The sequence below is a fragment of the Acinetobacter sp. YH12156 genome, assembly GCF_013418235.1.
GTDB lineage: Bacteria > Pseudomonadota > Gammaproteobacteria > Pseudomonadales > Moraxellaceae > Acinetobacter > Acinetobacter pseudolwoffii.
Window position 1 is genome coordinate 1 of sequence record NZ_VPCL01000015.1, and the last position, 21,026, is coordinate 21,026.

The 21,026-nt window shown below is 44.6% G+C and carries 18 protein-coding genes, 4 tRNA genes and 1 pseudogene; 9 read left to right on the top strand and 14 right to left on the bottom strand.

Translation table 11 applies throughout. The features are described from left to right. Positions 1-470: 470 nt before the first annotated feature. Positions 471-938: a hypothetical protein gene (locus FTU87_RS13000; RefSeq protein ID WP_180075521.1), complete on the top strand. Its 468-nt coding sequence runs from the start codon at positions 471-473 to the stop codon at positions 936-938. Positions 939-991: 53 nt separating this feature from the next. Here the strand turns inward: FTU87_RS13000 and wrbA are convergent, their stop codons facing one another. Further along, on the bottom strand, positions 992-1,588 hold the full coding sequence (gene wrbA, locus FTU87_RS13005; protein WP_074383568.1) for an NAD(P)H:quinone oxidoreductase: 597 nt from the start codon (positions 1,586-1,588) through the stop codon (positions 992-994). Between the two features lie 114 nt (positions 1,589-1,702). Between wrbA and FTU87_RS13010 the strand changes: the two genes are divergently transcribed. Continuing rightward, on the top strand, positions 1,703-2,950 hold the full coding sequence (locus tag FTU87_RS13010; RefSeq protein WP_100535170.1) for a YihY family inner membrane protein: 1,248 nt from the start codon (positions 1,703-1,705) through the stop codon (positions 2,948-2,950). Positions 2,951-2,980: 30 nt separating this feature from the next. Here FTU87_RS13010 and yddG read toward each other — a convergent pair whose 3' ends face one another. From yddG to FTU87_RS13030, 4 genes and pseudogenes are all read right to left on the bottom strand, one after another. Continuing rightward, entirely contained in the window at positions 2,981-3,868 is an 888-nt protein-coding gene (gene yddG, locus FTU87_RS13015) for an aromatic amino acid DMT transporter YddG (RefSeq protein ID WP_180097622.1), read from the bottom strand. Further along, a pseudogene (locus tag FTU87_RS13020) lies at positions 3,865-4,801 on the bottom strand (DMT family transporter). Before FTU87_RS13020 ends, yddG begins: the two are co-directional and overlap by 4 nt. A gap of 155 nt (positions 4,802-4,956) precedes the next feature. Next, positions 4,957-5,598: a fumarylacetoacetate hydrolase family protein gene (locus FTU87_RS13025; protein ID WP_005094098.1), complete on the bottom strand. Its 642-nt coding sequence runs from the start codon at positions 5,596-5,598 to the stop codon at positions 4,957-4,959. Positions 5,599-5,640: 42 nt separating this feature from the next. Beyond that, positions 5,641-6,138, bottom strand: coding sequence for a YcxB family protein (locus tag FTU87_RS13030; RefSeq protein WP_005094104.1), 498 nt, complete (start codon positions 6,136-6,138; stop codon positions 5,641-5,643). Between the two features lie 161 nt (positions 6,139-6,299). Here FTU87_RS13030 and FTU87_RS13035 point away from each other — a divergent pair, with 161 nt between their 5' ends. Beyond that, entirely contained in the window at positions 6,300-7,598 is a 1,299-nt protein-coding gene (locus tag FTU87_RS13035) for an SRPBCC family protein (RefSeq protein ID WP_180097598.1), read from the top strand. Between the two features lie 105 nt (positions 7,599-7,703). Here the strand turns inward: FTU87_RS13035 and FTU87_RS13040 are convergent. The 4 genes from FTU87_RS13040 to FTU87_RS13055 form a co-directional block, all read right to left on the bottom strand. Beyond that, positions 7,704-7,780, bottom strand: a tRNA-Arg gene (locus FTU87_RS13040). Between the two features lie 295 nt (positions 7,781-8,075). Beyond that, a tRNA-Arg gene (locus FTU87_RS13045) sits at positions 8,076-8,152 on the bottom strand. 48 nt (positions 8,153-8,200) lie between these two features. Beyond that, positions 8,201-8,277 (bottom strand) — tRNA-Arg (locus FTU87_RS13050). 16 nt (positions 8,278-8,293) lie between these two features. Next, a tRNA-Ser gene (locus FTU87_RS13055) sits at positions 8,294-8,383 on the bottom strand. Positions 8,384-8,646: 263 nt separating this feature from the next. Here FTU87_RS13055 and rnr point away from each other — a divergent pair. From rnr to FTU87_RS13085, 6 genes are all read left to right on the top strand, one after another. Further along, the gene (gene rnr / locus FTU87_RS13060) at positions 8,647-11,094 is read left to right on the top strand and encodes a ribonuclease R (protein ID WP_005168700.1); all 2,448 of its coding nucleotides are present in this window, start codon (positions 8,647-8,649) and stop codon (positions 11,092-11,094) included. A 79-nt stretch (positions 11,095-11,173) separates the two neighbouring features. Then, on the top strand, positions 11,174-11,728 hold the full coding sequence (locus FTU87_RS13065; RefSeq protein ID WP_159516277.1) for a hypothetical protein: 555 nt from the start codon (positions 11,174-11,176) through the stop codon (positions 11,726-11,728). A gap of 55 nt (positions 11,729-11,783) precedes the next feature. After that, complete coding sequence (locus FTU87_RS13070) at positions 11,784-13,838, top strand: M3 family metallopeptidase (protein ID WP_180097624.1); 2,055 nt, start codon at positions 11,784-11,786, stop codon at positions 13,836-13,838. Positions 13,839-13,878: 40 nt separating this feature from the next. Next, positions 13,879-14,088: a YheV family putative zinc ribbon protein gene (locus tag FTU87_RS13075; RefSeq protein WP_171304310.1), complete on the top strand. Its 210-nt coding sequence runs from the start codon at positions 13,879-13,881 to the stop codon at positions 14,086-14,088. A 17-nt stretch (positions 14,089-14,105) separates the two neighbouring features. Beyond that, entirely contained in the window at positions 14,106-14,540 is a 435-nt protein-coding gene (locus FTU87_RS13080; RefSeq protein WP_005168705.1) for a hypothetical protein, read from the top strand. A gap of 55 nt (positions 14,541-14,595) precedes the next feature. Further along, entirely contained in the window at positions 14,596-15,477 is an 882-nt protein-coding gene (locus tag FTU87_RS13085) for a DMT family transporter (protein WP_074383575.1), read from the top strand. A 61-nt stretch (positions 15,478-15,538) separates the two neighbouring features. Here the strand turns inward: FTU87_RS13085 and FTU87_RS13090 are convergent, their stop codons facing one another. From FTU87_RS13090 to FTU87_RS13110, 5 genes are all read right to left on the bottom strand, one after another. Then, positions 15,539-17,821 carry a TRAP transporter large permease subunit gene (locus FTU87_RS13090; protein ID WP_180097600.1) on the bottom strand — a complete coding sequence of 761 codons (2,283 nt, stop codon included), beginning with the start codon at positions 17,819-17,821 and terminating at the stop codon, positions 15,539-15,541. 197 nt (positions 17,822-18,018) lie between these two features. Continuing rightward, positions 18,019-18,591: a rhombosortase gene (gene rrtA / locus FTU87_RS13095; RefSeq protein WP_180097602.1), complete on the bottom strand. Its 573-nt coding sequence runs from the start codon at positions 18,589-18,591 to the stop codon at positions 18,019-18,021. 67 nt (positions 18,592-18,658) lie between these two features. After that, positions 18,659-19,699: a hypothetical protein gene (locus FTU87_RS13100; protein ID WP_074383578.1), complete on the bottom strand. Its 1,041-nt coding sequence runs from the start codon at positions 19,697-19,699 to the stop codon at positions 18,659-18,661. A gap of 536 nt (positions 19,700-20,235) precedes the next feature. Beyond that, complete coding sequence (locus tag FTU87_RS13105; protein ID WP_005094124.1) at positions 20,236-20,622, bottom strand: hypothetical protein; 387 nt, start codon at positions 20,620-20,622, stop codon at positions 20,236-20,238. Continuing rightward, the gene (locus FTU87_RS13110; RefSeq protein ID WP_005094125.1) at positions 20,615-20,872 is read right to left on the bottom strand and encodes a succinate dehydrogenase assembly factor 2; all 258 of its coding nucleotides are present in this window, start codon (positions 20,870-20,872) and stop codon (positions 20,615-20,617) included. The genes FTU87_RS13105 and FTU87_RS13110 overlap by 8 nt, the downstream gene beginning before the upstream one ends. Between the last annotated feature and the right edge of the window lie 154 nt (positions 20,873-21,026).

Sequence of the window (21,026 nt, forward strand, 5' to 3'; positions counted from 1 at the left end):
AGATTATGCAACAAACTGGTTGTGGCATTACAACCATGAAAGACCACATCAAGCTAACAAAGGAAAGCCACCTCTAATGGCTGCTTAACCTCTACTTTTAACTTCGGTTATTTATGGGAGGATTACCCCAGAAACCGTCAGCTGCTTTGAATATAAAGAAATGGCCAATCAGGCCTGTGTATAGATAGAGTACTGAGGAAGAAAAACCTCCAAAATCTTATAGTGTCCTGCATGATCGAAATAATTCAAAAATGACTCACGCAGATAAAAATAAATATATTTACAGCTGAAATACAATGTTTGAGCGTTAATTCAACTAGAATCAGGAAGGTAGGAAATGCTCCTGACCTCAGGATTCAGCATGTATATATGCTGTTGCAGCATATTATGAAGAGCTGCTGATCTAGAGAAAATTGCATCTCCTCCATAAACTTAAAACAAGTGAATACCAATCCTTGATGGAAAAACCTATGCAATGTCCTAAATGTGGTTCCACTGACATCGAACAGCGTGATCACGAACAGAATTTAAAGAAAATTGGTGGCATTCTCATGAGCTCGGCCGGTGCCACTGCGGGTACAGTCGGTGGTGCCGCTTCTGGCGCATCCGTTGGCGCAGCGATTGGTACTGTTGCTGGCCCCTTAGGTGTAATTTTAGGTGGGACAGTGGGTACTTTTGTCGGGGCAATCAGTGTTGGCATTACCGGTGGCGTAATAGGGAATTTCCTCGGCAAAAAAGCCGGGATTTCCGTCGACCGTAATTTATTCTTGGATTATCAATGTTTAAAATGCAAACATAGATTTATTCAAAAAGATCAAAAAGATCAAAAAGATCAAAAAGATCAAAAAGATCAAAAAGATCAAAAAGATCAAAAAGATCAAAAAGATCAAAAAGATCAAAAAGATCAAAAAGATCAAAAAGATCAAAAAGAAGATTAATATCATGAAGGAAATGAAGTGAGTGAGTTCTTCATTTCCTTGTGAGTTAATGCTTAAGACTGATTGAGTTTTAAAGCCACTTCAGCCAGTCGTTTGCCCTGTACTTCGCACAAAACTTTTTCATCTGGGCTTAAACCCTGATCATGCCGTGGGCCACTGACATGACTGGCACCGTACGGCGTACCGCCAGTCTTGGTATTGGACAAGGCAGCTGTAGCATTACTGAGCCCCATAATCATCATACCGTGGTGGAATAATGGTGGCAGCATAGTCAACAAGGTACTTTCCTGTCCGCCATGCATGGAGCCCGATGCGGTAAAGACACAAGCCGGCTTACCATGCAACGCGCCATTCAGCCATAGACTGGTGGTCTGATCCCAAAAGTATTTCATTTCTGAGGCCATATTGCCAAAACGGGTCGGTGAACCTAAGGCCAAGCCAGAACACTGGGCCAAATCCTCTAAACTGCAATAAATATCCCCTTCTGCCGGGATACTCGGCTCGGCTATGGTTACGACGCTAGAAATATTCGGGACAGTCCGAATTTTTACCGCCATTCCTGCCGATTCAACGCCATTGGCTATCAGATGTGCCATTTCTTTCGTTGAGCCATATTTGCTGTAATATAAAACAAGAATATAAGGTTGCATGAGGCTTCTTATTCATTACTTAAAAAAATAAAACTATACGATATTCTGTAACTTTTTTGGTTAAGCTAATGGATGAAAATTCATGATGATTAAAAAAATTGAGATTGGATGCACATGATTGTTGAGTATTTAAAAAAGTTACCCTTTTATGAGAAACACTGGTTTCAGTTTATTTTATTCGTACTTCGACGCTTTGAAGCAGACCGTTGTCGTGAGCAAGCCGGTTCTCTGACCTATACTACGCTTTTCGCAGTCGTGCCGATGTTGACGGTTTTCTTGGTCATTATTTCATCGATTAAAGCCTTAGAGCCTGCACGACAACAATTGCAACAGCTGATCTACAGTAACTTTCTACCCAAAACCACGATTGCCTTTGATAAAGCGCTGAATGCCTTTACCGATAAATCCAGTAATTTAACCGTGATTGGTATCCTGTTTTTATTCATTACGACCGTATTAATGCTCACCAGTATCGAAACGGCCTTTAACCGAATTTGGCGAGTGACTCAGACCCGAGGTGGAATTATCGGGTTTATGCGCTACTGGACTATCATTTCGCTGGGACCAATTTTACTGGGTAGTGCCTTCGTCATTTCATCAACCGTGGCTTCCATGAGTATCCTCAGCAATAACTTTGCCGGGTATGAACTTAATGGTGCTTTTATCCTCTGGGCCATTTCCTTTTCTCTGACCGTACTCGGGTTTTTCATTCTCAACTGGACCATCCCCAATCGCAGTGTGCCACTCAAGTCTGCATTTATTGCCGGCCTGTTTAGTGCAGTGGTGTTTGAGCTGCTTAAAAACCTGTTCGGTTTTGTGATGTCAAACTTTACCAGTTATGAGATTGTCTATGGTGCATTCGCCGCTGTGCCGATCTTTCTACTGTGGATTTATTTATCCTGGAATATTGTCTTACTCGGCGTTGAGATCAGTTATGCCCTGACGGCCTTTGAATCTGGCCAGGATCATAAACGTCACCCAATCATCATGCTGCTGGATCTATTAGAGCTGTTTTATAAAAAGCAAAAAACTGGTGAGAGCATTAGTGAAGCAGAAGCATTAGATGCTTTGGGTCGTGATGAAATTGGTCGCTGGCCAAACTATGTGAGCATGTTTGAAAAACAAAATCTGATCAAACGTACCGATGACAATGAATATGTCTTGGTACGTGATCTGGATCAGGTGAGTTTTTGGGACTTTTATCTGCAACTTCCTTATCCATTGCCACGTAAGCATCACTTCACCGAGGCACATACCGAGGAAATCTGGATGCAGAAATTCTCGCCTAAGCTACAGGAAACCGATCAATATCTGGAAGAAAAGCTGAGTTTTCCACTTTCCGAATTGTTCCGGAATAAATAATCCTAAATCCTCTCGCTTGAGAGGATTTTTTTAAGTTGTTTGCGTAGACTTCCAGCAGACGATCGCACCTGCGGTCACCAAAGCAGTACCAATCCAAAAACTCAGCTCGGGTCGAATATCCAGAATCAGCATCGACATAACTGAAGACAGAATTGGCATAAAATAGGTGGCCAAAATCAGTACCTTGATATTGCCGTACTGCATGCTCTGATTCCAGTTACTATAAGCAATCCCGATCAGACTGCCTACTATGGCGATTTCCAGCCAGAGCTTCAATGAAGGCATCCTGAAAGGCTCATCCAAGCCCAGATGTAAGCCCCATAACGCAATGACGGCGACCACAAAAAAAATCGGTACGCCGTTTTGTCCACGACCATATTTTCTGGTCAGAATGCAATAACATGGCCATAACAAGGCACCGATAAAAGCAAAGCCATAAGCCCAAGGATTTTCAGCTAAAACCTGCATAAGTTTCGATAGATTGGTAATTTCAGGATTGACCACCAACATCAGACCGACTACAGCAAGCAAAAATCCTGGAATGACCCAAAGACGCGCCTGCAATTGCCGAGCAAATACCGAAAAGACAATCATCAAAGGTGGCCAGAGATAATTAATCATCGCAATCAGCATCACCTGTTCACGGTGATCCGACCAGGCAACTGCAACAAGAAATAGAATTTCATAAGCAACGAACAAAGCCCCACACCCCAATAGATAGCGCTTCGACATTTGCATGATTTTAGGAAATCCAATCAATGCCAGAATCGCCAGACTACTAAAAGTGTAAATCAGGGCAATCCCCTGCACCGGACTGGTAGATTCGGTAATCAATTTGACCACAGCCACCAGACTGGCCCAGATCAGAATGGAAGACAGGCCAATCCAGGTGGCCAGTTTCATCGACCAGACGTTCATGTTTGCTCTTGAGGATTGTTCGTTGTATTCGGTTTTTTCAGCCATCCCTGCAAGCTCACCAGAATCACGCCCAGCATGACCATACAGGTTCCAACAATAAAATTCAGTTCGATCTGTTCATCCAGAATCAGCACCCCAAACAGCATGCCAAATACAGGCGTTAAAAAAGAAAATACGCCCAAACGTGAAGCCAGATAATGTTTCAGCATCCAGAACCAGATCAAATAACTGGCAAAGGAAATCAGCACGGTATGAAAGATCAGACTGGAAATAGACAGGGTCGTCCATTGAATGGTCGCTTGCCCACTAAAAAAGGCCAAGGGTAGCAATAATATGCCGCCCATCAATAATTGATAGAATAAGGTCTGGGTGGCAGGTGCTTCAGCCAGTCGGCTCAGACGTACACTGAAGTGGTGGCTGCCCAGAATATACCTCCGAGTAAGGCCAGAAAATCTCCCCACAAAGCATCGGTTTGTAAAGTAGAGCTTGTCTGTGGTCTGAGTAAAAAACTGACCACAATCCCGCTAAATGCCACGAAGATACCGCCCCATTGCACACGCGACAAACGCTCTGCCGGCAATTTCCAGTGCAGACCCAATGCGACAAAAATCGGCGCAGTATAAAGCAAAACAATGGTATGCGAAGCTGAGGTATAGCGTAGTGCTTCCCCAATCAGATAAAACTCGGTTGCGAACAGTATTCCGACCAGCAATCCTGCAGGCAAATAGCGGGTGCTCAAAAGCTGACGGCGCACGCTCTGCTGAATCAGGGGATACACCATGATCGCAGACAAGGCTGAACGCAAGGCAATTTGCATCAAGACTGAAATATCACTGGCCGCCCATTTCAGCACGACCTGTTGTAGCCCCACAACATACATAATACAAACATGATGGCAGATGCTTTGGCATCTAGCGCCTGACGTTGCTTCACCCCTACTCCTGTGACCTCTTTAAAGTGCCCACTATAATCTTCTCTGCGGTAAAACAATACTTTTCTATTATTTTGCCAGCGCTGTAAATATTTTAAAACTCGATAAAAAAGGACTGCGTTCGCAGTCCTTTCAATCAAAAAATAAACCGTTCAGCTTATTTAACCCAAGTCGTCCAGATATAATCCTGAGACTGGCCTTTCAGGATCATTTTTAACTGATCGCCTGCATGCAATGCCGCCACACCTGCGGGTGTACCCGTCATCACCACATCACCTTCTTCTAAAGTGAATACCTGGCTAATATCTGCCAGTAAAGTCGCGATATCAAAAATCAATAAAGCGGTATCGCCTTTTTGACGCAGTTCTTCATTCACCTCCAAAGTGTAATGCACATCTTGCCAGTCCGCGACCACATCATTCACAGGAATCCAGTCTGACAACAGACACGAACCATCAAAGGCTTTGGCACGTTCCCAAGGCTGGCCTTTTTTCTTGAGTTCATCCTGCAAGTCACGCAGGGTCAAGTCCAGACCTAAAGTCACCGCACCCACCGCTTGCAGTGCTTTTACAGGATCATTTTCTTTGCTTAAAGTCCGGTCAATACGCAAACTGAGTTCACATTCATAGTGGCAGTTGCCCCACTCCGGATTCCATTCAATCCCTGCATCGAGCGAGCCTAAGGCACTCGGTGGCTTAATAAATAAGACCGGACGATCAGGGATCGCATTTCCGAGTTCTTTGGCATGATCGGCATAACTGCGACCAACGCAGACAATTTTGGATGGGCGTGTACTCATGATCAAAACTTTCCTTTATTTGTCTTTATATCGATCTCTGGATTATTTTTTAAATGCATTCTCAAAAATGTTTTGCTCAGTCGCATCTTTAAAGGCACGTTTTGGCACAATGATGACGGTACGGTTTTTCAGTTCAAGCATATAGGTCAGTTTGCCGGCAGCAAAATTCTGCACTTCACTATACGCTACCAGCTTGCTACGCTCATTATTAAAAATTTCCGCATAGTCCTGATACAGATCGAGGCCTTGTTCACTCTTACCAAACTGATATTTGACGAACTGGCGTTTAAACATCATCGGCAGAAACCAGTAACGCATGATGCCTTGCAGGATCAGGAAGAATGCCCCCAAAGCCACGTAATAGCGTCCTACCCCGTCAAAGCCCATCGAAAAGCCCCAAATAATAATCCCGATACTGACCAGAGGCGTCAGAAAACGTGAAATCTGCTTTTTGCCAAAAGTCGCCAAGGCAAAACCATCCTGAGATTCTTCTAAAGTCAGAAAATAACGGGTCGATAAAGTCGGTGCTGACTCAGTCATAGCATCACATCAAAAAAAATAAAATCTTGCCCAATACTATAGCAAAATATGCACAATGCTTATGGCCTGTCGCATCAATTACATAACTTTGCTTTGGAAAAACGTGTATTTAGTTTTAAATAAACAGCAATTAAAACAAAAAATATGCAACAGGATGTTGAATGAAAGGATTCAAGCAATGCATTGCGATCGGTATCTGTTCGGGTCTGTCTACTCTATCACTGGCCAAGATTATTCCCTGGGATGCAGAATTACCCAGTAGCCTGAGTGCTTATCCGGGCAATGCCCAACAATTGGCAGAATTGACAGGCGAAAAGATTCTGATTTATGCGCATCCGGTGACTAAAACCCAGCTTCCTACCTTAAACAGTAAGGCCACCAGCAAGGCACAATTTTATAGTGCCGCCGTGGTTTTGCCTGTGGCTGAAACACAGGTCGAGAAATTGCTACAGCATTATCCGGATTATGTTGGCCTGTTTCCGACTTTAAAGTCAGCCAAAATTCTAGAACAGCAAGGCTCGATTCAGCAGGTCAAATATCAGGTGCATATCCCCACACCAATTCCGATATTGAACTTCAAAGAAACCGTGGTGATGCAGCATCATCTGGGCAATAACAGCATCAGCACTTTAATTATTGATGCACCCATTCCTTATGGCGCTGGAAAACTGGAATGGTTCGCGCTTGATCCGCACAGAACTCTGGTGACAGTGACCCAGTGGGGCGACCTGAACCAGCCCAAAGGTTTTCTATTCAGTAAAATTCTCAATGCCCTGCCTGAAGCCAAACTTGGCATTCCTCCCGGTACCAACGCATTTCTACTCGAAGCACTGCAACAGCGCTTTAAAACCAGTCATGCCACAACACTCACCGCCCCGACTCCACAGCTCAAATTTAATTCACAACAGCTACAGAAGATTGCCCAGCTTAGTCAAAAATCCGGCCAACCGGTCAGTTTTATTTTGCCCAGCTATCAGGTCAAAGAAGGAAAAGTGTCAGAAAATTTGAGATTTAGCAGCACCTATCAATACTTTCCGCATTCGGTAAACAAGCTACGACCGTGGTTGGCTGCACAAGCCAGTCAACAGCTTTTCCCGCGCCAGATCAAGAAAGTCGAACTTAACCCGATCAATACCCAAAGTGTAGATGCCAACTATAAAGTTTCAGTGGGCTTAGGCGTGATTCAGATTCCATTTAACTTCAAGATGCGTTTTTACCAGCCCGATCCCTTGCAGAATCAGTTCAATGCCAATGGTGGCGACTTAAAGTTTGTCAAAGGCAGCATGAAGCTATTGCCGCAATCACAAGGTAATCTGTTCCAAATCACCAGCAGCATGAAGATTCATGATCAAGCACCGTTTTTATTAAGGGCCATGCGCAGTCTGCCCTATCACGATGTATTACCTGCGGTGGGTGGCAATACCGTCTATGCACTCAAGGTACAGCAAAAATTAAGATAATCAACGAATCGGTAGTTATTGGTTTTTTATATGAAAAAGCGTTAAATATTACAGACGTAAAAAAACCGCATCAATATGCGGTTTTTTCAGAATTCTTATCAAGATTGGTGCGCTCAGAGAGATTCGAACTCCCGACCCCTTAGTTCGTAGCCAAGTGCTCTATCCAGCTGAGCTATGAGCGCGACGTCTTGATGGGGTGAATTATACGGATTTTTTAAGGCTTGTTAAGTGTTTTTTAATAAAAGCACAACCGAATGTATAGTAATTAAACGATACAGCAGTATTTACAGTTTTCTGTGAGAATTTCTGCACATTTAGAGCTAAAAACAATTAATACCATCCGGACTTTGACGCTGCATTCAATGTGGCGACAAGCTCCATTTCATCCTGATGAAAAGTACACAGCAAATACCGAGAAAGATGTCCCCAAATTTCAGGCACAAAAAAACCGCTATGAAAGCGGTTGATTGTTAAAGTTGGTGCGCTCAGAGAGATTCGAACTCCCGACCCCTTAGTTCGTAGCCAAGTGCTCTATCCAGCTGAGCTATGAGCGCGTAACTTGTGTGCCTAGGTTGGCAATACGTTTTTCTGCTTAACTTACTTGGTGCGCTCAGAGAGATTCGAACTCCCGACCCCTTAGTTCGTAGCCAAGTGCTCTATCCAGCTGAGCTATGAGCGCGCGACATAAGTAAGCGTGGCGGTGAGAGAGGGATTCGAACCCTCGATACAGTTACCCGTATGCGTCCTTAGCAGGGACGTGGTTTCAGCCACTCACCCATCTCACCGTAACGTGCGGCCATAATACAAATTTCGGCATGGCACTGCAAGCGCAGCATCGAAAAAAAGTGCATATTTTTGCTCGTTTAAATACTTTTTAAGCAATTCAGCGATTTTTCGTACATTTTCCTGCTCAAAAAACCGAATAAATTTCCAGTTATCTAAAATGAACAGAAAATTGAAAACTTAAATGGATTATTGCAATCATTTACGTGCAGTCTGCGCACACATGTTTTATGCTAAACCTATCTCCTAAGATAAATTTAAAGACATGATGAAAAACTGGGTCGATCCTGAAGCAAAAGCTGAAGCCGAACGTTATGACAACCCTATCCCAAGCCGTACGCTAATTTTAGAAACCATAGAAAAAAATAATGCCCAGTCTCATGCCGACCTGGTAGAACATTTCGAAATTGCAGATCAAAAAAGTATTGATGCTCTCAGCCATCGTTTAATTGCGATGGTGCGTGACGGGCAATTGATGAAAGATGGTTATAAATTCCAGATTGCCGTCGAGCAGCCTGAATCCGAAGCGACGGTTTATATCAATTCCCGCGGGATGGGAACTGCCAACATTTCTGGCCAGGACGATCTCTTACTGGCTGAGCGTGAACTACGGCTGGTCTTTAATGGCGACCGTGTCAAAGTACGTCAAACTTCAGTAGACCGTAAAGGTAAAGCCTGGGGTTATGTGACTGAAGTTGTGCAGCACCGCGTTAAGCAGATCATTGGTAAAGTTTCCCTATATGAAGGTGAATACTTTGTTCAACCTGCTAGCCCAAATGCGCATCAGCCCATTACTCTTGAAAAAGAACTGATTGAACATGCGCAAGTCAATCTGGGTGATTCGATTCGCGTGGCGATTGATACTTATCCGACCCGTGAAGAATTTGCGACCGGTCATATTGTCCAGTCCATGGCAGATAAAGCCGATACCGAAATCATCATTCCACAAACCATTTTAGAATATGGTTTGCCCTATGAATTCCCGGAAGAAGTGATTCAGGATGCAGAAAGCTTTAAAGAACCAACAGAGAAAGACCGTGAAGGTCGTGTGGATCTGCGTGATTTAGCTTTGGTCACTATTGATGGTGAAGATGCACGTGACTTTGATGATGCAGTATATGCTGAAAAACGTCCGGGCGGTGGCTATCGCGTGGTCGTAGCGATTGCCGATGTCAGTCATTATGTACGTACAGGCAAACCGCTGGACGATGAAGCTCAGGAACGCGGAACTTCTGTCTACTTCCCGCACTTTGTTTTACCAATGCTGCCTGAAGCCTTGTCGAATGGCTTGTGTTCTTTAAATCCGGCTGTTGATCGTCTCTGTATGGTCTGTGATTTAAAACTGTCACGTGCCGGTCGTGTTACCGGTTTTGAGTTCTATCCATCCGTGATGCACTCTAAAGCACGTTTGACTTATGATCAGGTTGCCCAATATCTGGAAGGCGACAGTCAGGCCATTACCGAAGATCGCGAAGTTCGCAAGTCGATCAACACCCTGTTCCAACTCTATCAGGTTCTGAAAGGCTTACGTGCTGAACGTCATGCCATGGAATTTGAAACCGTTGAAACGTATATGACTTTTGATGAGCTGGGCGGAATTAAAGAGATTTTGCCGCGTAGCCGTAATGATGCGCATAAGCTGATTGAAGAATGTATGTTGCTGGCCAACGTGGCAGCCGCAGAATATGCATTGAAAAATGAAATTCCGATGTTGTACCGCGTACATGAGCCACCTGAGTTCTCGCGTATTCAAAAAGTCCGTGATTTCGTCAAGCTGCTTGGTTTGAAATTCCCGGAGCAACCGACCCAAGCAGATTATCAGGCGGTGATTGAAGCGACCAAAGACCGCATAGATGCACCAAGCATTCATGCGGTGTTATTACGCTCCATGATGCAGGCTTATTACGGCCCTAACAATGCGGGGCACTACGGTCTGGCTTATGAGGCGTACACACATTTCACTTCGCCAATTCGACGTTATCCAGATCTGTTATTGCATCGTGCCATTAAAGCGCATTTAAATAAAAAGCCATCTCCGCTTTCAGGTGGAGCTTTAGATGAAGCAGGAACACATTTCTCTGCCACTGAACGCCGTGCCGATGAAGCCTCTCGCTCGGTGACGACCTGGTTGAAATGTCATTATATGCAGCAGCATCTGGGTGAAGAATTTGTTGGCATCATTAGTGCGACAGCAGAGTTTGGCCTGTTTGTGACGCTAAAAGACCTGTATGTGGATGGTATGGTGCATGTCAGCCAGTTGGGCGATGACTTCTTTGTCTTTGATCAAGTCAGCCAGAATCTGGTCGGCCAGAATCGTGGTCAGGTCTTTGGTCTGGGCGATGAAGTCAAGATCAAGGTGGCTGGCGTCAATCTGGAAGAGCGCAAGATCGACTTTGAACTGGTACAGCAACTCAGTCATGCCGGCCGTGCGATCCGTGCCCGTGCGCCGCGCGTGAGCGAGAAAAAACCGGCAGTACGTCCAGCAGCAACAGAAGAGGTTTTTAGCAAGAATGAGCGCGAGTCTAAATCCAGCCTGAATGCCGATGGAGAACAGCCCATACGACGCAAAAAAGCCAAAGGAAAACCCAGCTCTTACAACAGCAAGTCTGCTAAAAAATCTGCAGCAAAGCCTGAAGCAAAGGCTAAAGATAAAGTAAAGAAAAAGACCAAAGTGAAAAAGAAAAAGTCGAATGCAAAAGCCAAGACTGAATAATTTTTGACGGTATAAAAAGAGCGCTAAGGCGCTCTTTTTTATTTATAATCAAAATATTAAAATAGGAAAAATTATAAGAATGGATACCATAACTATTTTTACTTTGATCATTTCTTTAATGGCTTTGCTTGTGACTTATGCCGTATTTAAATCTGATCAGCAACCACAAATTATAGTTTTTGCTCTTCCGCATTACGGTAAGCAATCTTTCATTCAACTACAGATAAAGAATATAGGAAAATCCATTGCCTATAATGTACAAATATCGAGTGATCAACCCATTCCTAAACGGGCCTTCGGAATTAAAAAATTAAATGCTTCAAAAGATTATTTTGATAGCGGTATTTTCAAACATGGAGTCAAAGTATTTCCACCCAATCAGAGCTATATATACGATTGGGGACAATACGGCGGCCTCAGAGAGGCTTTAGATAATAATCCTATCACCATGAAAGTCACGTATTGGTATCAGCACCCTTTAAACTTATGGAAAACTCAAATCACTGATATTTCCATCATCGATATAAATGAACTAGAAGCCTTACCTTCATCTGATGGTGGATTTATTGAACAGCTTCAAAATATTAATAAAGAATTGAAAATATTAAATACAAAGCTAGAGAAAAAACTTTAACTACCTTGATTTCCCCCACCAAAGGCCCTACATCTAGACTGAATATAGAAAATTAATTTGGCAGACCGACATGACTTTAGATAAGGCAACTTTGCCTGTTCCACAATTTGATCAGATTACCCTGGCCGATCTCAAAGAAAAAATTGAAACAACCATTCAAGCCGGACAAAAGTTTTTAAATGAACTGACTGACACGCCAGACTCGGTTCAGGCCCAACTTGAGATTCTGGAACAGGTCGATACCCTCGAAAATAATATGAGTGAATCCTGGGGCGTGTTATCGCATCTGAATGCCGTGATGAACAATGCCGAAACCCGTGACGTCTATCAAGCCTTATTACCGGGTCTGAGCGAATACTATACACAACTAGGTCAACATACGGCGCTGTATCAAACTTATCAGCATGTTCATGATGCATCAATTTTTAATGAATTACCTGCAGCCCAGCAAAGTGCCATCAAACTGGCCTTACGTGACTTCAAACTGTCTGGTGTGGCCTTAGAAGGCGAAGCGAAGAAACGTTATGCGGAAATTTCTGCACGCCTGTCCCAATTATCTTCCGACTTCTCCAACCATGTGCTGGATGCGACTCAGGCTTATTTCAGACCATTAGCTGAAGATGAGTTAGCGGGTCTCTCTGAAAGTAATATTGAGCTGTTAAAACAATATGGCCAGCAACGCGAGCTGGATCAGCCGGTGGCTACGCTAGATTTCCCGTCTTATCTGGCAATCATGACCCATGCGGAACATCGTGAACTGCGTGAAGAGCTGTATAAAGCCTATACCACGCGCGCTTCAGATCAGTCCGAACAGACTGAATTTGACAATACCGCCTTAATTGAAGAAATCCTCAGCTTACGTCAGGAAATGGCCAAGCTGCTCGGCTTCAACAATTATGCAGAATTGTCCCTGGCCAGCAAAATGGCGCCAAGTGTAGAAGCAGTAGACGAATTCTTGCGTGATCTGGCAGAGCATGCCCGTGCGCCGGCAACCAAGGAAATTGCAGAACTAAAAGCCATTGCCGCTGAAGATGGTATTGATGAACTGAAACCTTGGGACAGCAGCTATTATTCAGAAAAGCTGAAAATGCAGCAGTTCAATCTGTCACAGGAAGCGCTGAAACCTTATTTCCCTGCACCAAAAATCCTGCAGGGCCTGTTCAGTATTGTCAATCGCCTGTATGACATTCAGGTGATTGAACGTGAAGCGCCGGTTTGGCATCCAGAGGCGCGTTATTTCGAACTGGAAGATCAAGGTCAGGTGATTGGCGGTTTCTATTTTGACCTGTATGCACGCCAAGGCAAACGTGGTGGTGCCTGGATGAGCGGTTTCCGTTCGCGCATGCAGACCCGTGATGGCCTGCAAAAACCGATCTGCTATATGGTGGGTAACTTTACCCCACCTGTCGGCAACCGACCTGCACTGCTCACGCATGATGAAGTGATTACCCTGTTCCATGAATTTGGTCACGGCCTGCATCACATGCTGACTGAAGTGGACAATATCGCGGTGGCAGGTACGCATGGCGTGGCTTGGGATGCCGTGGAGCTGCCAAGCCAGTTTATGGAATTCTGGGCCTGGGATCAGGACAGTCTGAATCTGCTCAGTGAACATATTGAAACCAAGGAATCTTTGCCGGCCGACCTGCTCAAAGCCCTGCTCGATGCACGTTTCTTCCAATCCGGCATGCAAACCCTGCGTCAGCTTGAATTTGCCTTGTTTGACTTGAGTATTCACCGTGCCAATCCGGCTTCAAATGCTGAACAGGTTCAGGCCACACTGAATGAAATTCGTGAAAAATATGCAGTTCTGCCCACCACCGACTATAACCGTTTCCAGCACAGCTTTAGTCATATCTTTGCCGGTGGTTATGCAGCGGGATATTATTCCTATAAATGGGCCGAAGTTTTGGCCAGTGATGCCTTCGACCGTTTCGAAAATGAAGGGATTTTTAATACCACCACTGGAAAACAGTTTCGGGAAAATATCCTCGCAGTTGGCGGAAAAGATCAAGCACTTGACGCATTTATCAATTTCCGCGGACGCGAGCCAAAAATAGATGCATTGCTGCGTCATCAAGGTTGGACGAACCCCTCTAAAAACGCTTAAACTAGCTTTTTAAGTTGATCACAAGGTGAGTATGATGACCATTAAACGTCGTTTCATTGCAGGCGCAAAATGTCCAAAATGTCAGGCGTTAGATCGCGTCGTCATGCTGACCTCTGGTGAAGATGAGTGGATTGAATGTATCGAGTGTGGTTATGAGGAAAATCGTCCCACACATGTTGACCAACCAGAAACACCAGCTGTTCCAGATGAAATTGGCGTGATTCAGTTTAAACCTCGTTCAGTAAAATAAAAATCAAGGTTCAAGCTATGTCAGTAGAACAAAGAAATAACCCCAAACTTTTAATGGGGATTATGGGGGCTTTAGTTACTGTCGTTGCATTGGTATTGCTATATCAGTGGTTGAATGCCTCTTCCGGTGAAGCGGAACGCATACATCAGGAAGATATCGCAGCTGTTCCGGCAGCAAAACCTGCGGCGAAAACTGAAGAAGATACAGCGGCAGCGAAAGCAGCTGAGGCGATCGAAGCTAAAGCACTGGTATCAGATCAGCTGTTAGATGCACCGGTGCCGGAGAATGCCAGTTTGGCCAAAGAAGAAGTGGCTAAATTAGATGACATCCAAGTTCAGCTCAATGAACAAAAAGCCACACTGGATGCGCAGCATAGCGATGCCGACCAGTTGATTCAACTGAAAGAGGAACAGATCAAGTTACTTGAAGCACAACTTGCTCAAAGCCAGTAAATCTCGACAGTATTTCAGCTAGAATATCGTCAGATCTTCTAGCTCAGTTGTTTCCATGTCTGCCCCAACCGCTCCGCATCTGCTTAAAGCCATTCTGTTACTGACCTGCTCTGCTTTTCTCTTTTCAGTCATGGGCGTGTGTATCCGTTATGCCTCGGCAACGGTTGATAACGCCACCGTGGTCTTCTTTCGCAATTTTGTCGGGCTGTTTATTTTCCTGCCCTTCATTTTCAATAAAGGCATTGGTTTTTTCAAAACTGAAAAACTATGGATGCACACCTGGCGCGCAGTGGTCGGACTGACTGCCATGTACGGCTTTTTCTATGCCATTGCCCATTTAAAACTCTCCAATGCCATGGTCTTCACCTACTCTTCTCCGATTTTTATTCCTTTGATTGCCTGGCTATTTCTCAAGGAAAAAATAACAGCAAGCATGTTAGTCGCCGCTGCAATTGGTTTCATCGGGGTACTCTGTGTTGCCAAACCGGATTCGGGTTTAATTAACCTGATGTCGGTCATTGGTTTGAGTGCGAGTTTTCTAGCGGCGATGGCTTTTGTCACGGTTCGGGCACTGACTAAAACCGAGTCTCCGGAAAAAATTGTATTTTATTTCTGCTTTATTGGCACCCTGATTTCAGTGATTCCGATGTTCTGGCTATGGCGGCCTTATACTCTGACAGAACTCAGCTATCTGATTACTGCCGGCATCCTGGCCAATTTTAGCCAACTGTTTATGTCCAATGCATATAAGCTGGCTCCGGCAGGACAAATTGGACCGGTCAACTATGTGGCAATTTTCTTTGCTGGTATGTGGGGATTTCTGTTCTGGCAGGAAGTTCCGGACCTCTATAGCCTAATCGGGCTGGGGCTGATTTTCTGTGCGATTCTACTGTGTAGCCCGATACTGCAGAAGCGCCTGAATTCATCGAAGATTTGATCAAGATTCGAAATCAAAGCAATAAAAAAGCACCCGTAGGTGCTGTTTTATTGCTTTTCTTTTATTGATACCAGCCGAACAGCTTAAAGATATAAGGCACATAGGCAATGATCAACATCGCAGGCAGCAATACTATCACCGGCAAAATCCAGCGTTCATAACGGTAGTAGAAAGACAGGTGTCGTACTTCGGCATCCGCTTCGGCCACTTCAGCATCACCAATCGACTGTCTGGCCAACAGATGATTCAGCGCAACTGGTGGCGTCACGTAACCCAGCTCAAAACCAATCAGGGTAATCATCCAGAAATGAACCGGATGAATGCCGTATTGGTAAGCCACTGGAGCAACGGTTGCAGAAATCAGAATCACCGCGCCAAATGGATCCATGATCATCCCGACAAAAATCATCAAGCCGACAATCAGTGAAATCACCAGAATGGTACTACTGATATCGGTCGGGAAGGCTTCCATAATTTCCATACGTTCCAGCAAGCCACCCACACTCACCGAGAGTGCCATCAGGATGACCAGCGCACCAATATGTCCCACGGTCTCACTGGTCGAAATATGCATTGACTTCCAGAAACCCACCTTGCGCAGGATTTCTGTAGCATTTGAACGCTTTACACCATGATCAACAGCCAGTTCTTTGCCTAGTTGTTCGCTATGTTCAGCTTCACGATATTCTGCATTGGCCGCGGCACCGGCTGTCACCAGTTCAGGTGTCGATCTTGAGTTTAAAGTTGCGGTCAAGGTTTCATCCCAATGCCCCACTGCCGGCAACGGCGCAGGTTCATGACGTAACTTATCGAACAGAACAATCATCAGCAGAATGACTGGCATCATCACTGGTGCGGTAAATTCATTCAGGTCAGTCGACAAGGCATATTTATAGAATAACCAGATCAGAATAAAAATCACGATATATGGAATAATCGCAATGAAGGCACGACCAGATTGAGGAGCAGCTATAGTAGGCGCAGCAATGCGGAATTTGTTTTCTGCAAAGAACAGGGAAATTACCAGGAATAAAGTCGAGCTGAGCAGGAAGACATAAATCCCGTAGTGATACAGTAAGTCGGTGGTCACTTCTTTATTGAGTGATGCCACAACAACAATCAGCAAGCAAGGACGTAAGACTACGCCCATTGAGCCGGACATTGCAGTGGCGGCCAGTGCAAACTGACGGCGTCCACCCGCATTCCAGACTTCCTTATAAATAATCGCACCTGCGGCAATCACGAAAATTCCTGATGCTCCAGTATAGGCGGTCGGTAATGCCGCTGCCAGCAAGATTAGCCAGGTCAGGGTTTCAGGTGCCAGATTCCAAGGACGCAGAATATTCAGGAACATGTCCACGACACGGGTCTGTTTCAGCAACATACCGGCCCAGATAAATAAGGCCAAGTTCAGGAAGATACTAGAAAACTCTACCAATTGACCGAGGTAAATCCCCTGTCCCATTGGATAGTCCATAAAGAAAGTGAAATTTATTCCGGTCGTAATGGCCATATAGGCATACAACGGTACACTCAGAAAGGCCAGACCAAAACTGCCGCCCTCTCGCGTTGGTTTTGGTTGTTTGATCACCTGATACAGGCTGATCAAGGTGAGTGTGCTGAACAGAATCATCCACAACCAGTAGATGTATTTCATTTCCCCCATCGGCACGCCCGAGTTCAATACGGACTGATATTGGCTATAGGATGAAAATGCCAGGAAAGCATTAGCAACCAGCATGGCGACCGAATAAACTTTAAAGTCGATACGCGTACTCGGGCTACGTAAGCCAATATGATGGGTTTTTAGGGTGGCACTGATCGCAGCAAAGACCACCATGATGACCAGAAGCAAAGCCCGGTTTTCCGTACCAAACTTGAAGATTCCAAAGAAAGAGGTTTCAAATGTCCGATAAGCCCGAATACTTGGATGGGCTTCCACATGCTGAATGGCTTTATCGTAAAACAGGTAGGATTCTTCACAGACCTGCTGTGCCTGTAACACCGCAGCACGGACATCCGCTTGCGAACGCACCCCGAAGAAATCGGCGTATTCATCGGCTGCATCGGCTTTCATCTGCTGCTGAACACGCTGATCAACATTGATATTGCGTTCACATTGTGGCCGCGTCGGTTCAGCCCTTAGAAATGAATATTGCATTCCGGTTGCCGGATCACCGTAAATACGCTCGCCCATACGCAGCAACTGGCCGTGAATCATTTCCCCGGTGCCAATAATCAAAGTGAGCAAAAGTAAAACCAGCACGACGAAGGTCGAGATCCACTCTGTCCATATATAACGCAACAGACCTAATCCTGATCTGTTTTGATCATCATTTTGCATGTGTATTCCTATTTTTATTTTAGCGGCCTAATGCTTGGTCTAGGACGCCGATCTTCCCTTCTGCCCCGAAAATTCCTTTTCAAAGGTCAGGATCTTTATTCTATGTTTTGACTTTGCATGAAAATTGGCACAATAAAAATGACAATTTATATTTTCTTTTTGTATTTTCTGCCAAGTAAATGATTTATCTCTGCACTTTAATTATCCCGAAAATAATTGCTCACGATATAGGCCAGCGCCAACATCACTCCCCAAATTACCCCGAGCAAATGTGCTTCGACCAAGACCGGACTGCCAATCAGCTGTGCAGTCCCGACATTGCCAATGGTATTTTCCCAGACCAGTTTGCCAAAGATCAAAAACAACACCAGTGCAGCAAAACTGCGTTCCCGCTTATACAGCAAATGTACACAGGCAACGGCAACATAGGCACCATGCAGCACACCCGACAAGCCAGCGTAGGCTTCAATATTGGGTAAGAAAAAATAAAAACTTAAACTGATCAAAGGTGGCAAGATCAGTAAAATGGCAGAAAAGTGCCATAGAATAGCGCGTGGAAAAATAAAAGGCAGACAGATAAAAGCGAGAATATTCAGGAAATAATGGGTCCACCCCACATGTACCCAATGTGCCGTCCACAGTCGCCAAAACTCACTGAGCAAACTCTCTTGCCAGTAGATGAAACTATCCTTGAAAATTTGCAGACATGCACAGAGAGAGACAAAAGCCGCTAGAAAAATAATTTTTCGTCGAACATGTTGATCTAGCATCAGCTTATGCTTCTCCCTAACCATCTAGTTTAATTTCATCCTTAAAATTCTATGCAGGCTATCTGGGTTACAGGTCTGCACTGAACAGGTCATCGAGTTCCGAAGAGCTGTCTGATTCATCCCAGAAACGTTGCATGCCATCATCGGCGCTGCGCACACCAGTATTTTCTGTCCAGTAACGATCTGAAATTCCACCGACCATAATCGCTGCCATACTGTCGATCAGCTTGAACTGTGGATTTACCGGCTTTTCCTCGGTACGGGCCTGCGCAAAGGTTTTTAAAGCATCGCGGATTTTGGCATCGTCACCACTGGCCTGTGCTGCTACAGCATATAAAGCATGCGATAAACGTACACCTTTTTGCTCACCAATTTGTGTAGATTGTTTTAATGTTTGGTAAGGATCAGGTTTACCATCGCTTGCACCTGGTAATAAAGTCCAGATCACAGCACGCGTAGCATTCGGTGCTCCCCAGAATTTGGAATTATCCAGACAGGTCATACCACGTTCCACCACGGCAGCGATATCTTTGGGTACATGCACTGCACCGCCGGAATTAATATCATTGGTCATGGCTTGTAAACCGCTGAGCATACCCAGCAGATAAACCGTTTGCTCCATATCGCTGTTCATGCGCGGGCATTCTTCACCCAAGGCTTTTTGATATTTTTTTTCATAACGGCTCTGGAACAATTGATAACCGGTATATTGACGCTGTGCCGCTAGAGCCGCCCAGCGCTTCTGCTCAATTCGCGCATCTTGGGCTTCCGCTACCTGGTTGGATTTTGAAGCACGCAAATAGCGTAACTCAGCTTCCAGCGCCTTTTGCTCGGCACAAATGCCGGCAGCCGAATACATCAATACGGCTACTCGCGTCGGATCCGCTCCCATTTCTTTGGTTGCCATGATGGCCGGAGTTAGAGAATTGCCTGAATTACAGACCATCTCAGCATCATCCATGGCTAAAATTGGCGGGACAATATGGTTTTCGGTAAAACCCAGTGCGACATTGGCACCGGTTTTAATGACATGGGAACACCCCGTTAATACTGTTGTTGTTATTGCAATGGTCGCCATACCTTGGCATATTTTACGGACGCCTGACATTTTCCTGTCCTCTATAATTGTGATTATGTCCATCTTTCTGTTAAAGATATCAGAAGCATTTTGTGAATAAAAGAGTATTTACTCTAATCCGGACTAGACACTGTGCCATCAAACTGGCCGACTGCAATTGACTTGATCTGTTGAATTCCCAAATTTTGGGCAAAAAAAAGTAGCATTGCGACGGTTCAGCACATGCTACTTATTAACTGTACAAACAGAGAGCCGGTAATAACTCTGCTTGATTAAGATGAAAATTTATCCTTCAGCACCATCGCGAATTGTCCAACCACCAAAGCTGAAACAATCACTACGATCAAAAACATCCACACTGGAGATTCTATTGAATTCTCCCGTATTTGCTGTTGGTGCGTTCAATGTACAGGCTAAAAATAAAACATAGGCGGGAAATTGTCATACAATTTATCTTACTGATAAGTCATTATTATTTTCTGTCTGACAATGAAAGCGTATTAATGATCTAAGTATCTGTTTTATTGAAACTTCAATCAAGTGATTAAAATAGCGTTGTCTGACAACTAGATAAGTTTGGTCAGAACTTTCAGGGATTTCCATTGTTTTAGCGGCAATTGGTCACACCAGATCAATAAAGGCTGAGCCTTGGCGTGCTGAAAATACACCACAATATAAGCTTGATGATCAATCACATGACTAACACATACCCGACAGGTGGGCCGAGATTTGGCCGTCAATGACCATTCACGTCCATCCAGATATTCAAACTGTTCAATCTGGGGCGTCTTGCGATAAAACAGCTGATAAATCACCAGTCCAATCGCAGCACACAGCAGCCAAATCGCAATCGGCAATAGCTGGTATAGGAGGTACATCAACAGTGCAAAAATAAAAAGCTGAAACGCCAGTGCACAATAACTGCGTTTCAGCTTGAAACAGCGATTATCCATGGACGTAAAATTTAAGCTTCTTGATCAAATCTTTTAATTCAGGACGCGGCGGCTCAGAGACTTCCATAAACCAGTCCAGCAGATCTGGATCTTCCTGATCGACCAACTCAGCAAACATCTGCTTTTCAAATGGATCAGCAGTTAAGTAGTAGTTTTTTACGTAGGGATCAAAATACACATCCAGCTCTTTTAGGCCACGACGCGCGCGATAAATCACTTTGCGCTCTTCTAAGGTGATGTCATCAGTCATCGAATTTCCCCAATTCGTTATAAACCGGAATAGTTTACCTGAAGCCATCGCTGAATTTCGAGGGATTTCATACAAATGACCAAAAGCATCAGCATATTTAAGTTATTTGAACATTCCGCTCATTGTTGCTGATCTATGCTTGACCTACTTTAAA

Bases quoted from the DNA above. Each gene is read 5' to 3' on its own strand.
- FTU87_RS13000 (WP_180075521.1), top strand. From the start codon at position 471: ATGCAATGTCCTAAATGTGGTTCCACTGACATCGAACAGCGTGATCAC.
- wrbA (WP_074383568.1), bottom strand. From the start codon at position 1,588: ATGCAACCTTATATTCTTGTTTTATATTACAGCAAATATGGCTCAACG.
- FTU87_RS13010 (WP_100535170.1), top strand. From the start codon at position 1,703: ATGATTGTTGAGTATTTAAAAAAGTTACCCTTTTATGAGAAACACTGG.
- yddG (WP_180097622.1), bottom strand. From the start codon at position 3,868: ATGAACGTCTGGTCGATGAAACTGGCCACCTGGATTGGCCTGTCTTCC.
- FTU87_RS13025 (WP_005094098.1), bottom strand. From the start codon at position 5,598: ATGAGTACACGCCCATCCAAAATTGTCTGCGTTGGTCGCAGTTATGCC.
- FTU87_RS13030 (WP_005094104.1), bottom strand. From the start codon at position 6,138: ATGACTGAGTCAGCACCGACTTTATCGACCCGTTATTTTCTGACTTTA.
- FTU87_RS13035 (WP_180097598.1), top strand. From the start codon at position 6,300: ATGAAAGGATTCAAGCAATGCATTGCGATCGGTATCTGTTCGGGTCTG.
- rnr (WP_005168700.1), top strand. From the start codon at position 8,647: ATGATGAAAAACTGGGTCGATCCTGAAGCAAAAGCTGAAGCCGAACGT.
- FTU87_RS13065 (WP_159516277.1), top strand. From the start codon at position 11,174: ATGGATACCATAACTATTTTTACTTTGATCATTTCTTTAATGGCTTTG.
- FTU87_RS13080 (WP_005168705.1), top strand. From the start codon at position 14,106: ATGTCAGTAGAACAAAGAAATAACCCCAAACTTTTAATGGGGATTATG.
- FTU87_RS13085 (WP_074383575.1), top strand. From the start codon at position 14,596: ATGTCTGCCCCAACCGCTCCGCATCTGCTTAAAGCCATTCTGTTACTG.
- FTU87_RS13090 (WP_180097600.1), bottom strand. From the start codon at position 17,821: ATGCAAAATGATGATCAAAACAGATCAGGATTAGGTCTGTTGCGTTAT.
- rrtA (WP_180097602.1), bottom strand. From the start codon at position 18,591: ATGCTAGATCAACATGTTCGACGAAAAATTATTTTTCTAGCGGCTTTT.
- FTU87_RS13100 (WP_074383578.1), bottom strand. From the start codon at position 19,699: ATGTCAGGCGTCCGTAAAATATGCCAAGGTATGGCGACCATTGCAATA.
- FTU87_RS13105 (WP_005094124.1), bottom strand. From the start codon at position 20,622: ATGGATAATCGCTGTTTCAAGCTGAAACGCAGTTATTGTGCACTGGCG.
- FTU87_RS13110 (WP_005094125.1), bottom strand. From the start codon at position 20,872: ATGACTGATGACATCACCTTAGAAGAGCGCAAAGTGATTTATCGCGCG.